Genomic DNA, 14,116 nt, shown 5'->3' on the forward strand with positions numbered 1-14,116 from the left:
AGCAATCGGAGCTCCCATGTCCTGGAACAATCGCGTGGTCTGGTCGGAAGGCATGTTCATCGGAACGCAGCACTTCCAGCAGCATGACCGTTACCTGGAAAACCTGATCGACGCCCGCAGCCGCCCGTTGTCCGCCGGCGCCTGGGGCTTTTCCGAGTTGCTGATCGACCAGGGCCTGCTGGCCCAGGGCAAGCTGGCGATCGTGTCGGCGCGCGGCCTGTTGCCCGACGGCACGCCGTTCAATATCCCCCAGGATGACCTGGCGCCGAGCCCGCTGAACATCGACGACAACCTGCGCGACGGCCTGGTGTACCTGGCCTTGCCGCTCAAGCGCGCTGGCGCCCGCGACACCGTCGACGACGGCGAAGACCTTGGCGCCGCGCGTTATGTAAGCCAGGTACGCGAAGTGCGCGACGACAACGCGCCGTTCGAAAACCGCGCGCCGGTCGCCGTGGGTTCGCGGGCGCTGCGCCTGCTGACAGCGCAGGACGGCATCAGCGATTACGCCGCCATCGGCCTGGTGCGCATCAAGGAAAAACGCGCCGACCGCGCGCTGGTGCTTGACGACACCTACATCCCACCCGTTTTAGACGTGGCCGCGAGCAAACCGCTGACGGCCTTTCGCAGCGAACTGCTCGGCCTGCTGCACCAGCGCGGCGAAGCCCTGGCCGGCCGCGTGGTGGCCTCGGGCGCCGGTGGCGCGTCGGAGATTGCCGATTTCATGCTGCTGCAACTGGTCAATCGCGCCCAGCCGTTGATCCAGCATTTCAGCCAGTTGAGCCCGCTGCACCCGGAGCGCTTCTTCAGCGAACTGGTAAGCCTGGCCGGTGAGTTTTCGACCTTCTCCACCTCGGGCCGACGCCCCCAGGAATACCCGCAATACCAGCACGACGACCTGGTCCTGAGCTTCGCTCCGGTGATGCAGGCGCTGCGTGAAGCGCTGTCGATGCTGATCGACAGCAAAGCCACGCCGATCCCGATTGTCGAGAAAGCCTATGGCGTTCACGTGGCCATGTTGGCCGACAAGACCCTGCTCGACAGCGCCAGTTTCATCCTCGTGGTGCGTGCCGATGTGCCCGGCGAAACCCTGCGCGCGCGCTTCGGCCAGCAGAGCAAGGTCGGCTCGGTGGAGCACATCCGCGACATGGTCAACCTGCAACTGCCGGGCATCAGCCTGCTGCCGCTGCCAGTGGCGCCTCGCCAGATTCCCTACCACGCAGGCTCCACCTATTACGAACTGGACCGGGGCAGCGAGCACTGGCAGCAGCTGAGCAATTCCGGCGGTTTTGCCTTCCACATCGCCGGGCAGTTCCCGGGCTTGAACCTGGCCTTCTGGGCGATCCGAGGATAATCCGCGATGCACCCCAATGATGATGACCGCACCCAGTTCATGCCGCGACCAGGCGGCCGAGAGCCTGCGCCTGCGCGTGCCGAACCGGCACCGCTGTCGATGCCTGCCGCGCCGATCCTCACCGGCAAAAGCCAGGGCCTGAACCCGCTGGAAAGCGCCGCCGGACCGCTGTTGGCGCTGTTGACGCGCCTGCGCAACACCATTGCCCATCCGGCGCCGGCCAGCCTGCGCGCGCAGTTGCTGGCCTACCTGCGCCAGTTCGAAGAGCGCGCCGAAGCCGCCGGTGTGGCGCGCAACGAAGTGCTGCTGGCGCGTTACGCGCTGTGCACCGCTCTTGATGAAGCCGTGTTGAGCACGCCGTGGGGCAGCACCAGCGACTGGGGCAAGCAGAGCCTGTTGATCACCGTGCACAACGAAGCCTGGGGCGGCGAAAAAGTCTTCCAGTTGCTCGACCACTGCCTGCAAAGCCCACGGGAGCGCCTGTACCTGCTGGAGCTGTTTTACCTGTGCATGTGCCTGGGTTTTGAAGGCCGCTACCGCGTGATGAATGACGGTCGCAGTCAGTTGGAAGCGTTACGTGAACGTACCGCTGCGGCAATTCGCAGTGCCCGTGGCGAGCACGAGCGTGAGCTGTCGCCGCACTGGCGCGGCGTGACCGTGGCGCGTGATCGCCTGGCGCAGTTCATGCCGCCGTGGATCGCCGTGGCCATTGGCCTGGCGCTGCTGTTGGCGTTGCTGTTTGGCCTGCGCATGAAGCTGGCCTCGGACGCCGAACCGGTGTTCAAGAATATCCATGCCTTGGGTGAGATCCCGGTGCAGGCCATCGACCGTCCGGTGGCGCAGCCCAAAGTCATCGAGCGGCCGCGCCTGGCGGGCTTCCTGGTGGAAGACATCAAGGCCGGCCGTGTTGCCGTTGAAGACAAGGTCGACCGGTCCGTCGTGACCATTCGCGGTGATGAACTGTTTGCGTCCGCCAGCTCCAGCATCGTCGATGACTACCAGCCACTGATGCTGCGCATCGCCGATGCTATCCGCAAGGTCAAGGGCCAGGTGCGCGTCACCGGGCACAGCGACAACCGCCCGATTGCCACGCTGCGTTTCCCGTCCAATTGGGCCTTGTCCGAGGCGCGGGCCAAGTCGGTGCTGGAGATTCTGGCGGCCAAGACCGGCCAGGCCGACCGCTTCAGCGCTGAGGGCAGAAGCGACACCACGCCGGTGGCCACCAACGCCACCGCAGAAGGCCGTGCCCGCAATCGTCGGGTTGAAATCACCGTATTGGCGGAGGGCGTCGAGTGAAGGCGTTTTTCAGTTTTATGATTCGCTGGGTGATCCCCGTGCTGGGCCTGATCGCCCTGAGCCTGATCATCTGGTTTGTCGGGCCTTTGCTCGACGTGCTGGTGCCGGAAGGGCGCCGTTGGGCGCTGATCATCCTGGTGTTCGCGGTGTGGCTCGCCTACCGCGTGTTCCGCATTATCCAGGCGCGGCGACAGGCCGCCGAAGTCATGCGCAGCCTGGCGGCACAAACCCCGGCCGACCCCAACAACGTGGCCACTGCCGAAGAGTTGTCGACCCTGCGCCAACGCATGGACGAAGCGCTTGCGCTGCTGAAAAAAGCCAAGCTGGGCGGTGATGAACGCCGCAACCTCTACGAGCTGCCGTGGTACGTGATCATCGGCCCTCCGGGCTCGGGCAAGACCACTGCGCTGGTCAATTCCGGGCTGCACTTTCCGCTGGCGGCTCAGTTGGGCGCCGGCGCGGTGCGTGGCGTGGGCGGTACGCGCAACTGCGATTGGTGGTTTACCGATCAGGCAGTTTTGCTCGACACCGCTGGCCGTTACACCACCCAGGACAGCAACTCCACGGTGGACAAAGCCGCCTGGCTGGGCTTCCTCGACCTGCTGAAAAAACAACGCTCGCGCCGTCCGATTGATGGTGCCTTCATCGCCATCAGCCTGTCGGATTTACTGCTGGGCAGCGATGCCGAACGCGCCGCCCATGCGGCCGCCATCCGCCTGCGCATCCAGGAGCTGTACACCCAACTGGGCGTGCGTTTCCCGATCTACCTGATGCTGACCAAGCTCGACCTGGTGCCGGGCTTCATGGAGTTCTTCGACAACCTGAGCAAGGAAGACCGCGCCCAGGTGTGGGGCATGACCTTTGCCCTGGACGACGGCAAAAACAGCGACAGCCCGCTGGCGCACCTGCAAAGCGAATTCGCCGGCCTGGAACAACGCCTCAACGAACGCCTGGTGGAGCGCCTGCAACAGGAGCGCGACCCGGCGCGGCGCGACCTGATCTACGGCTTCGCGCAGCAGTTCGGCGCATTGAAGGATTGCCTGCAAAGCTTCCTCGAAGGCGTGTTCAAGCCCAACGCCTTTGAAGAGCGCGTGTTGCTGCGCGGTGTGTACTTCACCAGCGGCACCCAGGAAGGCAGCCCGATTGATCGCTTGATCGGCGCCATGGCCCAGAGCATGAACCTGGACCGCCAGCACCTGGCGCGCCAGAGCGGCACCGGGCGCAGTTACTTCATCGAAAAACTGTTCACCGCTGTGGCTTTTGCCGAGCGTGGGCTGGTGGGTGTGAACCCGAAGGTTGAGCGTCGCCGTAAATGGCTTGCTCGCGGCGTATTGGCTGCCACCGTGGCCCTGGTGGTCGTGGTCAGCAGCCTGTGGTGGGTGAGTTATCGCGCCAACCAGGCGTATATCGCCCAGGTCGACCAAAAGGTTGCGCCACTGGGCCAGACTGTACAAAACCTGAGCCCGGCGCAGCGTGAAGTGCTCGCCGTGCTGCCGTTGCTCAACGCCGTGAAGAACCTGGCGGGTGATTCGCCCAGTTGGTCCGAGGGCCTGGGCTTGTACCAGGGCGATATGCTCGAAGCCGAGTCTGCCAGCGTCTATCGCAAGCTGTTGATCGCTGTATTCGCGCCACGCCTGGTGACGCGCATCGAAGAGCAACTGCACGGCGGCGGTAATTCCGACTTCCTTTACGAAGGTCTCAAGGCTTACCTGATGCTGGCCGATGCCGAGCATTACGACCCGGACTTCATCAAGGCCTGGATCGCCCTCGATTGGGACCGTAACCTGCCACGCGACCTCCCGGCCGATCAGCGCCAGGCGTTGACCGGGCACTTGCAGGCGCTGTTCGAACGCCATCCGCCGAACGCGCGCCTCGACCCGCGCTTGATCGATGACCTGCGTCGCCAGCTGCAACAACTGCCGGTGGCCCAGCGCGTGTACGACCGCGTCAAGCGCCAGAAACTGCCTGAAGGCATCCCTGACTTTCGCCTCAACGAAGCCGCTGGCCGTGACGCCGCTCTGGTGTTCAGCCGCAAGAGTGGCAAGCCGTTGGGTGAGCCGTTGAGTGGGTTTTTCACCGCCAAGGGTTATCGCCAGGCGTTCCTTCTGAGCAGCCTGAACCAGACCGGCACCCTCGCTGAAGAGCAATGGGTATTGGGCCATGAACAGGCCGATCAACAGAACGTGGTAAGCCTGGCCGCCGATGTGCGCCGCCAGTATTTCCAGGACTACCAGCGTCAGTGGGACGCCTTGCTCGCCGACATCGACTTTGTGCCAATCACCAGTGTGGCCCAGGCCGCCGACGTGCTGCGGGTGATTTCCGGCCCGACTTCGCCGCTGAAAAAGCTGCTGGTGGCGGTGGCCAAGGAAACCGATCTGCAAGCTGAAGAACGCCAATTGGCCGCCAAGGGCGTGCCGGTGGAAGGCGGTGTCGACAAACTCAAGGAGCGCCTCGGCAGCCTGCTCGGTCAGGAGCAACCGACCGCCAATGCTCCGCAAGCAGCGGACGATCCGGTGACCGCGCACTTTGCCGAACTCAACAGCATCGTCAGCAAGAACGAAGGCGAACCAGCGGCCATCGACGGCCTGCTGGCCGACATGAACGCGCTGTATGTGCAGGTCAGCGCCATGGTCGGCGCCAGTGGTGATGCCTTGCTCGGCGAGGCAAAGAACCAGGCAGCGGCTGCGGCCACGCGGGTCAGCCTGAATGCCGAACGCCAGCCGCCGCTGGTGCAGGGCATGGTCAAGTCGGTGGTCAATTCCACCACCAACAGCATGATGGGCGGGGTGCGCAACCAGCTGAACGCGGCCTGGGTCAGCGAAGTGGTCAACGTGTACCGCCAGTCCCTGGCCGGGCGTTACCCGATGTCGCCCGGCAGTTCGCGGGACGCCACCCTGGATGACTTCGGTCAGTTCTTCGGTGTGGGCGGGGTGATGGACAACTATTTCCGCAAATACCTGCAGCCTTATGTCGATACGTCCGCACAGACCTGGCGCTGGCAGCCGGGCGCCGCGCAGAAGCTCGGGATTGGCCCTGGCGTGCTGCAAACCTTCCAGCGCGCGGCGGCTATTCGTGACGCGTTCTTTAGATCGGGGGGCACGCAGCCGATCGTGCGTTTCGAACTCAAGCCGGTGTCGATGGACCCGACCATCACCCAGTTCCTGCTCGACCTCGACGGCCAGCAATTGAGCTACGACCACGGCCCGAGCCGCCCGGTGGCGATGCAATGGCCGAACCCTGGCAGCATTGGCGTGGTGCGTATTTCGATCATGCCGCCATCGGCCAGCGGGCGTTCCGGCGTGACCCTGGAAGGCCCGTGGGCCTGGTTCCGCCTGCTGGAACAATCGGACCTCACGGCGGGTAACTCGCCGGATCGCTTCAACCTGCGCCTGCGGGTCGACGGCGCGAGCATCGCCTATGAGCTACGCGCCAACAGTGCCTTCAACCCGTTCAAGAGCCGCGTGCTCAGTGGCTTCAGCCTGCCGGAGCGGCTATGACGACGCTGGGTTTCTACGGCAAGTTGGCCAGCCGCGGTGATTTTGTCAGCCGCGCCTTGCCCCAGAGTTTTGTTGGCCCGTGGGACAGCTGGCTGGCGGCGGGTTTGCTTGCCAGTCAACACCGCCTCGGCGCCGATTGGCTCAACGTATACCTGGTCAGCCCGCTGTGGCGCTTTGTGCTGGCGCCGGGTGTGTGCGGGCCGGACGCGGCGGCGGGCGTGGTGATGCCGAGCATTGATCGGGTTGGGCGGTACTTCCCGCTGGCGGTGGTCAGCTTGCTCGATCACGACACCAATCCCGCCTCCCTGGTGGGCGGGCCGGACAGCTGGTTCGAGCAGGCCGAAGAGCTGTTGCTCAGCACTCTGGATGCCCGCGCCAGCTTTGAAGATTTCAACGATGGCCTCGACGCCCTGGGCTTGCCGGCGACTGAACCGCGTGCGGTGGACAGCCGTTTCGCCGGCCTGCAGCGCGTGGCGGCCAGCGTGCCCCATCAGCGTATGGCCGCACTCGCCGAACAGGCCTGCGACGGCGCAAGTCTTTGGTGGGGCCGTGGCTCGCAGACGATTTCCCCTGGTTTATTGCGGTGTCAGGGCTTGCCTGCCGCTGGCGATTTTGCGCAGTTTTTGCTCGGACAAGAAGGTGTGGTGTAGATGGGGTCGACGTACAAATCCGCGAGCAAAAGTCATGTGGGCATGGTTCGCCAGGTCAACGAAGACGCCTGCCTGGACCTGCCGGAAAACCGCCTGTGGGTGGTGGCCGACGGTATGGGCGGGCATGCGGCGGGGGATTACGTCAGCAGCCTGATCGTCGACAGCCTGCGCAGTGTGCCCGTGGGCCGTTCCCTCGACGAGTACGCGGCGGCCCTGCGCAACGACCTGAGCCGTATCAACGCCGCCGTGCGTGAAGAAACCGCCAACCGTGGTGTGACCATGATGGGCAGCACCGTGGTGGTGCTCGCCGCCCGAGGTTTGCGCGGCGTGTGCCTGTGGGCCGGCGACAGTCGCCTGTACCGCCTGCGCGATGGCGTGCTCGAAGGCATTTCCCGCGACCACAGCTACGTACAGGACCTGCAGGACAGCGGCCTGCTCAGCGAAGCCGAAGCGCGCGTGCACCCGCGCGCCAATATCGTCACCCGCGCGATTGGCGTGGAAGCGCAACTTGAGTTGGCAGTCGTCGACCTGCTGATCGCCCCCGGTGACAGCTACCTGCTGTGCAGCGATGGCTTGAACAAAACCGTCGAAGACCATGAGATCCGCGAAGTGCTCAGTCACAACGCGCCGGATGAAATCGTGCGTAGCCTGGTGCACCTGGGGCTTAACCGGGGCGCGCCGGACAACATCACCGCCATCGTCGTGAAGGTATCGCCATGAACATCGTGATTCCGGGTTATGACATCGACGGCGAAATTGGCGAAGGCGCCATGGCCAGCGTGTACCTGGCGACCCAGCGCTCGCTGGAGCGCAAGGTGGCGCTGAAGGTAATGGCCGCCGCGCTGGCAGCCGACCCGAGCTTCTGCGAGCGCTTCCTGCGCGAGGGCAAGACCCTGGCGCGTTTGTCGCACCCGCACACGGTGACCATCCATGACATCGGCAATGTCGGTGAGCTGTATTACATGGCTATGGAATACCTGCCCAACGGCACGCTCAAGGAACGCATTGCCGCCGGCCTGACGCCGGAGCAGGGCCTCACGCTGATCCGCCAGATCGCCTCGGCCTTGGGTTATGCGCATGCCCAAGGGCTGGTGCACCGCGACGTCAAGCCGGCGAACATTCTTTTCCGCGCCGACGGCACGGCCGTGCTGTCGGACTTCGGTATCGCCAAGTCGCTGGATGATCGCACCCAGTTCACCCAGGCGGGTTTTGCCGTGGGCACGCCGAGCTACATGAGCCCGGAACAGGCGCGGGGCCAGGAGATCGATGGCCGCGCCGACCTGTATGCGCTGGGCGTGGTGCTCTACGAAATTTTGGTCGGCAAGCTGCCGTATAACGGCACCGATGCGCTCTCTACAGCGTTGGCGCACCTGACTGAACCGTTGCCGGAATTGCCGGTGCACCACGGGCGTTATCAGGGCGTACTGCGTAAGCTGTTGGCCAAGGACCCGGCGGAGCGTTTCCCGGATGCGGCGGCGTTGCTGCTGGCGCTGGACCAACTGCCGGTGGACTCGCCGGAAGCCACGCGGGTACGGCCGTTGCCGATCCCGCTGAGCTTTGATCTGGCGGGCATGACCCCGGTCACCATCGACATTCCGACCGACAAACCCCAGCCGCAACCGGTACGCCAACCGGTGGTGACGCCGACGCAACACAGCGCCGTATCCGAGCAGCGCCGTGGCCCGGTGCTGGCGCTGGCTGCTGTAGCGGTCGCCGTTGCGCTGGCGATCGGTGGCGGCAGTTACTGGTGGTTGAGCGGTAGCGATGAGCCTGTCAAACCGCCTGCGGCTGTCGTGCCCAAGGTAACGCCAGCCGCAGTGGTAGCGGAGGCGGATGGCGGTCAACGTCCATTGTTGATGGCCGGTAAGAAAACCCTGTTCCAGCGCGTTCTCAGCAAGCCCGGCGCCAAGCTGTCCAGCGATGCGGGCAGCGCGCCCGGCAAAGCCCTGCCGGCGTTTTCCGTGCTCTATGTGTATCAGCGCAAAGACGTCGACGGCAGCCCGTGGGTACGCGTCGGCACCGCCACCGATGGGCGCAGCGACGGCTGGTTGCCGGCGTCCCAGGTCAGCGATTGGAAACAGAGCCTGGTGCTCAAGTTCACCGAGCGTTCAGGGCGTGCCCCGGTGATGTTCCTGCGCCAATCCAGCGAGGTGGAAAAGCTGCTCGCTGATCCTGCCGCCGCCAAAGGCGTGTTGGCCAAGGCGCAGAAAAACAGCGAAGACAACGGCCAGGTCCTGGCCCTGGAACCGACTGCCAGTGCAGTGCCGCAGAATCAGTTCTACCTGCTGCCGATCTTCGATTCCAAAGAGAGCTTCGACGAAAACGGCCAGCCGGTGCAGTTGCTCAATGTCGCGTCCATTGACCCCGGCAGCAGCGCGGTCGCCAAGCCCTCGACGCCGGTGATCAACGCCAATGCCGACGCTTTCCGCACCGCCGTGGTGCTGGTCGTGGACACCACCGTTTCCATGCAGCCCTACATCGACCAGATTCGTGATGTGGTGCACGAGCTGCAAACCCGCATCGCCGAACGCGGCGAGCTGGACAGCGTGAGCTTCGGCCTGGTGGGTTTTCGCAGCAGCGTCAAGAAAACCCCTGGCCTGGAATACGTCGCCAAGACCCTGATTAGCCTCGACCAGGGCCGCGACCCGCAACGCTTCCTCGACATAGCGCGCGAGGTGAAAGCGTCCACCGTGTCCAGCCATTCGTTCAACGAAGACGCGTTTGCCGGGGTAATGCAGGCCGTGGACGGCATGGACTGGTCCGGTTACGGCGGGCGCCTGATCCTGCTGGTCACCGACGCCGGTGCGCTGCGCAAGAACGACCCGTTCGCCGCCACCCAGATGAACGAAGCCGAAGTGCGCCAGGCGGCGCTGGGCAAGCAGATCAAGATCTACGCCCTGCACCTGCGCACCGACGCTGGCAAGAAAACCCACGCCGGTGCCGAAAGCCAATACCGCATCCTCACCGCCGACGCCAACCCGCAGATCGGCGACCTGTACACGCCGGTGCCCGGTGGCGATGTGCGCAAGTTGGGTGAGCGTGTGGATGAGATTGGCAGCGTATTCGCCAATCTCGTACACCAGGTGCGCAGCAACACCCCGCAACCCGTGCCGTTGCTGAGTTCAGCGCCGAGCCTGGCGGACAAGTCCACAGCGGTTGGCTACGCGATGCACATGGACTTCCTCGGCCGCAAAACCGCGAGCCAGGCGCCGCAGCTCGTCAGTGCCTGGACCGCCGACCGCGACCTGACCAACCCGGCGCTGCCGGCGTTCCAGGTGTGCGTGATGCTGACCAAGTTGCAGCTCAACGATTTGCAGCAGTCGCTGAAACTGATCGTCGACGCCGCGCGTAAAACCCAGACCTCTCCCAAGGATTTCTTCCAGGAAATCGCCAGCGCTTCGGCTTATATGAGCCGAGACCCGCAGGCGCTGCGCAAGGGTGGCAATCTGGCCGACGGCGGTATCCTCGGCGAATACCTGGAAGGCCTGCCGTACCGCAGCAAGTCGCTGAACATGACCCAGGATTTGTGGTTGTCGTTGAGCGTGGCCGAGCAGGAAGACTTTATCGACGAGCTGGATTCGAAAATCCGCCTCTATGAAACCTTCCACAATGATGTGGCCAACTGGGTCCGTTTCGGCGATGCAGAACCGGGCGATGCGTTGTACCGCGTGCCGTTGTCGACGCTGCCGTAATGCTGAACCTGAGCGCGGTGCACAAGAGCCGGGGCCTCGGTAGCCAGCGCTATAGCCTGGTGATTCCGGCGCTCACGCTGTGCGCGGGTGAGCAACTGGCGATTGTCGGGCCGAGTGGCTGCGGTAAAAGCACCTTGCTCGACCTGCTGGCGCTGGTGTTGGCGCCGGATCAGGTGGGCCAATTCGACTTCAATCACACCGATATCGGCGAGCTGTGGCGTGCCGACAAGCAAACCGCATTGGCCGAACTGCGCAGCCGTCACCTGGGCTATGTGCTGCAAACCGGCGGGCTGCTGGGCTTTCTCGATGTGCGCAGCAACATCGCCTTGTCCCGGCAACTGCTCGGCTTGAAAGACGATGGCAGCGTGGCGCGTCTGGCCGAGCAGCTGGAAATCAGCGATCAGCTGGCCAAGAAGCCGGCTGCGTTGTCAGTGGGCCAGCGCCAGCGCGTGAGTTGCGCCCGTGCGCTGGCCCATGCGCCGCAACTGGTGTTAGCGGATGAGCCGACCGCGTCCCTCGACCCTCTCAATGCCGAGCGGGTGATGCAGGCGCTGCTGGCTCAGGCCCGCGAACACCGCGCCGCCTGTGTGATCGCCACCCATGACGAGCCGCTGGCCCGCGCCAGTGGTTTGCAGGTACGGCGCATCAGTTGCCGTCGCGACACCGACGGCGGCGTCACCGCGACCCTCGGGGAGGCCGGCTGATGCGTATCCCTCTGGTGGCTTCCCTGGCCTGGCAGGATTACCGCAACGACGCCTGGCTGTCGGCCTGTTCGGTGCTGGCGCTGGTCGCTGTCATCGCCCCGTTGCTGGTGTTATTTGGCCTGAAATTTGGACTGGTCAGCAGTTTGACCGAACGTTTGGAGACTGACCCCGCTACCCGTGAAATTATTCCGTTGGGCGGTGGTCGATTTAGCAGTGCGTTGGTCGAGCAGCTTGGCCGGCGCAGTGATGTGGCGTTTGCGATACCGCGCACGCGGCAGATTGCGGCGACGGCGCAGGTGGGCACGTTGAGCCTGGAAATGTTGCCGACCGCGCCGGGTGATCCGTTGCTCGCCGGCCTGCCGATGCCTCGGGGCCTGGACCAGATCGTGCTGAGCCATACCGCTGCCGAGAAGCTCGCGGCGCGGCCGGGGGATTGGCTGGAAACCAGTTTTGCGCGGCAGGTAGCGGGGCGCATCGAGGCCCAGCGCACACGGGTGCAGGTGCTGGCGGTATTGCCGCTGGAAGCCTTCGCCCGCGACGGTTTGTTTGCAGCGTTGAGCCTGCTGGAAGCGGCGGAAGATTATCGCGACGGCCGCGCTGTGCCGGCGCTGGGTTGGGACGGTGACGCGGTGGGCGTGAGCGAGCAGCGGGTGTATCCAGCGTTTCGCTTGTATGCGCGCAGCCTCACCGATGTGGAGCCGCTGCGAGTGTATTTCGCCGGGCAGAATCTGCTGGTGTCGACCCAGGCGTTGAGCATCGCTCAGGTGCAGTCGTTGAGCCGCAACCTGTCTCTCGTATTTTGGATCATCGCCGGGTTGGCCTTGACCGGGGCGTTTGCGGCGATCTTCGCCGGAGCGTTGGCCGCCGTGGCGCGTAAGCGTCGGGAGTTGTCGGTGTTGCGTCTGCTGGGCTTTTCCACCGGTGCGCTGTTGCTGTTCGTGGTGGTGCAGGCGCTGTACAGCGCAGGTGTTGCCGCTGTGCTCAGTGCCGGACTGTATGGCCTGGCCGAGGCGGGTTTGAATCAATTATTCGTGCAGGTGCCGGGCGAACACGCCAGTCACCTGCTGGCGCGTCATTACGGCCTGGCCCTGGTTGCAGTCCTCGGCGTCAGCGCCGTGGCGGCGGCCTGTGGGGGTTGGCGAGTGGCGCGTATCCAGGCTTCTGAAGGAATCAGAGATGTATAAGTTACTGGGCGCCGCCGTGGCGCTGAGCCTGGCCTCGATGGCTTGGGCTGATGAAGCAAGCGACAAACTCGACAACCCAAAGCCGCTGCCGGACGACGTCAGCCTGCCGCTGCCCTGCGAAGGCAACATGGTGTTCCGCTACGCCTATGTGCTGGCGCAGGGCACGCTGGATGACCGTGAGATCAGTCTCGGCTACCCCTTCGCCGAAGGCGAGGCGGGCTATCAGCAGTCGTTTATTTCCGGCTACCGCCGCGACTTTATCAACGGTCAGTTCACCCTCAAGGACTTGCCCAGGGACTGGAACAAAGTCATCGCGCCGCTGATGCCGAAGACCGACGCCAAGACCCCGCTCAAGCCCATGCTGTACTTCATCGGCAAGTACGAAGTGACGGCACGCCAATACGCGCAAGTGATGTCCCAGGCGCAGTCGCTGGCCAGTGGTGAACCGGCGCCTGCGTGCGATGCGCCCACCGGCATGGCCGGGCGGTTGCCCAAGGTGAAACTATCGCGCTTCGAAGCCGAGCGCTTCTCGGCGGTTTACAGCGCCTGGCTGATGAAATACCACCGCGAATTGCTACCGGTCAGCGGCCGTGGTTCGTCGGCGGACGACGGCGGCCTGGGCTTTGTGCGCCTGCCCACCGAAGTGGAATGGGAATTTGCCGCGCGCGGTGGCCAGGCGGTCAGCCGTCAGGACCTGGAGGGGCGTCTGTTTCCACGGCGCGTTGAAGGCAGCGAAAGCGACGGCCCGCTCGGTGATTACGCAGTGTTCAACCAGGTCGCCGGCGGCACTGGCCAGGCTGCGCGCTTGATGCCCATCGGCACCAAGTTGCCCAACCCGATTGGCTTGTTCGACGTGATCGGTAACGCGGCGGAAATGGTCCAGGAATCCTTCCAGCTGGTGCACGCCGGGCGCCGCCAGGGCACCTACGGCGGCTTTGTGGTCAAGGGCGGCAACTACCTGGAAGGCGAGGGCACGCTGTTCACCGGCATGCGCCGCGAGTACCCGTTGTTCGCCGCCGATGGCACCGAGCAGAGCAACGAGACCACCGGTTTCCGCGTGGCGATTGGCGCGTTGTCGGCACCGCGTTCGCGTTACAAGGAGCTGTTTGCGCAGTGGCAGAAAGAAGGCCGCCTGGCCTCGCTGACCGACGCCATCGACGACGCCCAGGACCCGACCAAACGCCTCGACAGCATCATCGCCGCCAGCGTCGACCCACGCCTGCAAGCCGAACTGGGGATGGTCAACGAAGAGCTCAAGCGCAACGTCTCGCTCATCGCCCAGCAACGCGAAGAAGCGGCCGGGAACCTGATCCAGTCGGCGGCCCTGGTGGCCGAGACCATCAATAACTACAACATCCGCCTGACCAATTTGCAGAAGAGTCGCCAGCAAGCCGTCGACAACAAGGACGACGCCAGCGCGCAACTGTTTGACATGGCCATCACCAACGGACGCAGCGCCCTCGACGGCGCGGTGGCGATTTATATCGACAACCTGGCCACCGGCACGCGTTACACCGATGCGGTGATCCAGGCGCAGTTTCAACGAATCAAGGAAGAGTTGGATCGCAAGCCAGTGCTCGGAAAAAGCCTGGTGACGCGCGCGACATTGTTCGTTCGTCATGTCGGCAACTACCGCAAGCAACAGCGGGCCGACCCGGCAACGATCTTGAAGGAATTGCTCGCAGCGAGCGCTCAGCGGTCTTGATCGTTGGCTGTAAAGCGAGCTTGGAAGGGACTCAGGC

Annotated in this window: 9 protein-coding genes; all 9 read left to right on the forward strand. The window is 64.4% G+C overall.

From position 1 onward, the window contains the following. Window positions 1–16: 16 nt before the first annotated feature. Genes tssK through ACR52_RS10105 form a run of 9 tightly spaced genes read left to right on the forward strand, consistent with a single transcriptional unit; the run spans window position 17 to window position 14,079 of the window. A complete protein-coding gene (tssK, locus tag ACR52_RS10065) occupies window positions 17–1,351 on the forward strand; it encodes a type VI secretion system baseplate subunit TssK (RefSeq protein WP_048723578.1) in 1,335 nt (444 codons plus the stop codon). Window positions 1,352–1,357: 6 nt separating this feature from the next. Further along, a complete protein-coding gene (locus ACR52_RS10070; RefSeq protein ID WP_048723579.1) occupies window positions 1,358–2,647 on the forward strand; it encodes a DotU family type VI secretion system protein in 1,290 nt (429 codons plus the stop codon). Then, window positions 2,644–6,144, forward strand: coding sequence for a type VI secretion system membrane subunit TssM (gene tssM, locus ACR52_RS10075; protein WP_048723581.1), 3,501 nt, complete (start codon window positions 2,644–2,646; stop codon window positions 6,142–6,144). The genes ACR52_RS10070 and tssM overlap by 4 nt, the downstream gene beginning before the upstream one ends. Next, window positions 6,141–6,794: a type VI secretion system-associated protein TagF gene (tagF, locus tag ACR52_RS10080; protein WP_048723583.1), complete on the forward strand. Its 654-nt coding sequence runs from the start codon at window positions 6,141–6,143 to the stop codon at window positions 6,792–6,794. The genes tssM and tagF overlap by 4 nt, the downstream gene beginning before the upstream one ends. Continuing rightward, window positions 6,795–7,514: a PP2C family protein-serine/threonine phosphatase gene (locus tag ACR52_RS10085; RefSeq protein ID WP_048723584.1), complete on the forward strand. Its 720-nt coding sequence runs from the start codon at window positions 6,795–6,797 to the stop codon at window positions 7,512–7,514. Next, window positions 7,511–10,486, forward strand: coding sequence for a serine/threonine-protein kinase (locus tag ACR52_RS10090; RefSeq protein WP_048723586.1), 2,976 nt, complete (start codon window positions 7,511–7,513; stop codon window positions 10,484–10,486). The genes ACR52_RS10085 and ACR52_RS10090 overlap by 4 nt, the downstream gene beginning before the upstream one ends. Further along, window positions 10,486–11,190, forward strand: a complete 705-nt coding sequence (locus ACR52_RS10095; RefSeq protein ID WP_048723587.1) for an ABC transporter ATP-binding protein — start codon at window positions 10,486–10,488, stop codon at window positions 11,188–11,190. Before ACR52_RS10090 ends, ACR52_RS10095 begins: the two co-directional genes overlap by 1 nt. Further along, complete coding sequence (locus tag ACR52_RS10100; protein WP_048723588.1) at window positions 11,190–12,374, forward strand: ABC transporter permease; 1,185 nt, start codon at window positions 11,190–11,192, stop codon at window positions 12,372–12,374. The genes ACR52_RS10095 and ACR52_RS10100 overlap by 1 nt, the downstream gene beginning before the upstream one ends. Beyond that, the gene (locus ACR52_RS10105) at window positions 12,367–14,079 is read left to right on the forward strand and encodes a formylglycine-generating enzyme family protein (RefSeq protein WP_048723590.1); all 1,713 of its coding nucleotides are present in this window, start codon (window positions 12,367–12,369) and stop codon (window positions 14,077–14,079) included. The genes ACR52_RS10100 and ACR52_RS10105 overlap by 8 nt, the downstream gene beginning before the upstream one ends. Window positions 14,080–14,116 lie beyond the last annotated feature (37 nt).

This window comes from Pseudomonas fildesensis, from assembly GCF_001050345.1.
Lineage (GTDB): Bacteria > Pseudomonadota > Gammaproteobacteria > Pseudomonadales > Pseudomonadaceae > Aquipseudomonas > Aquipseudomonas fildesensis.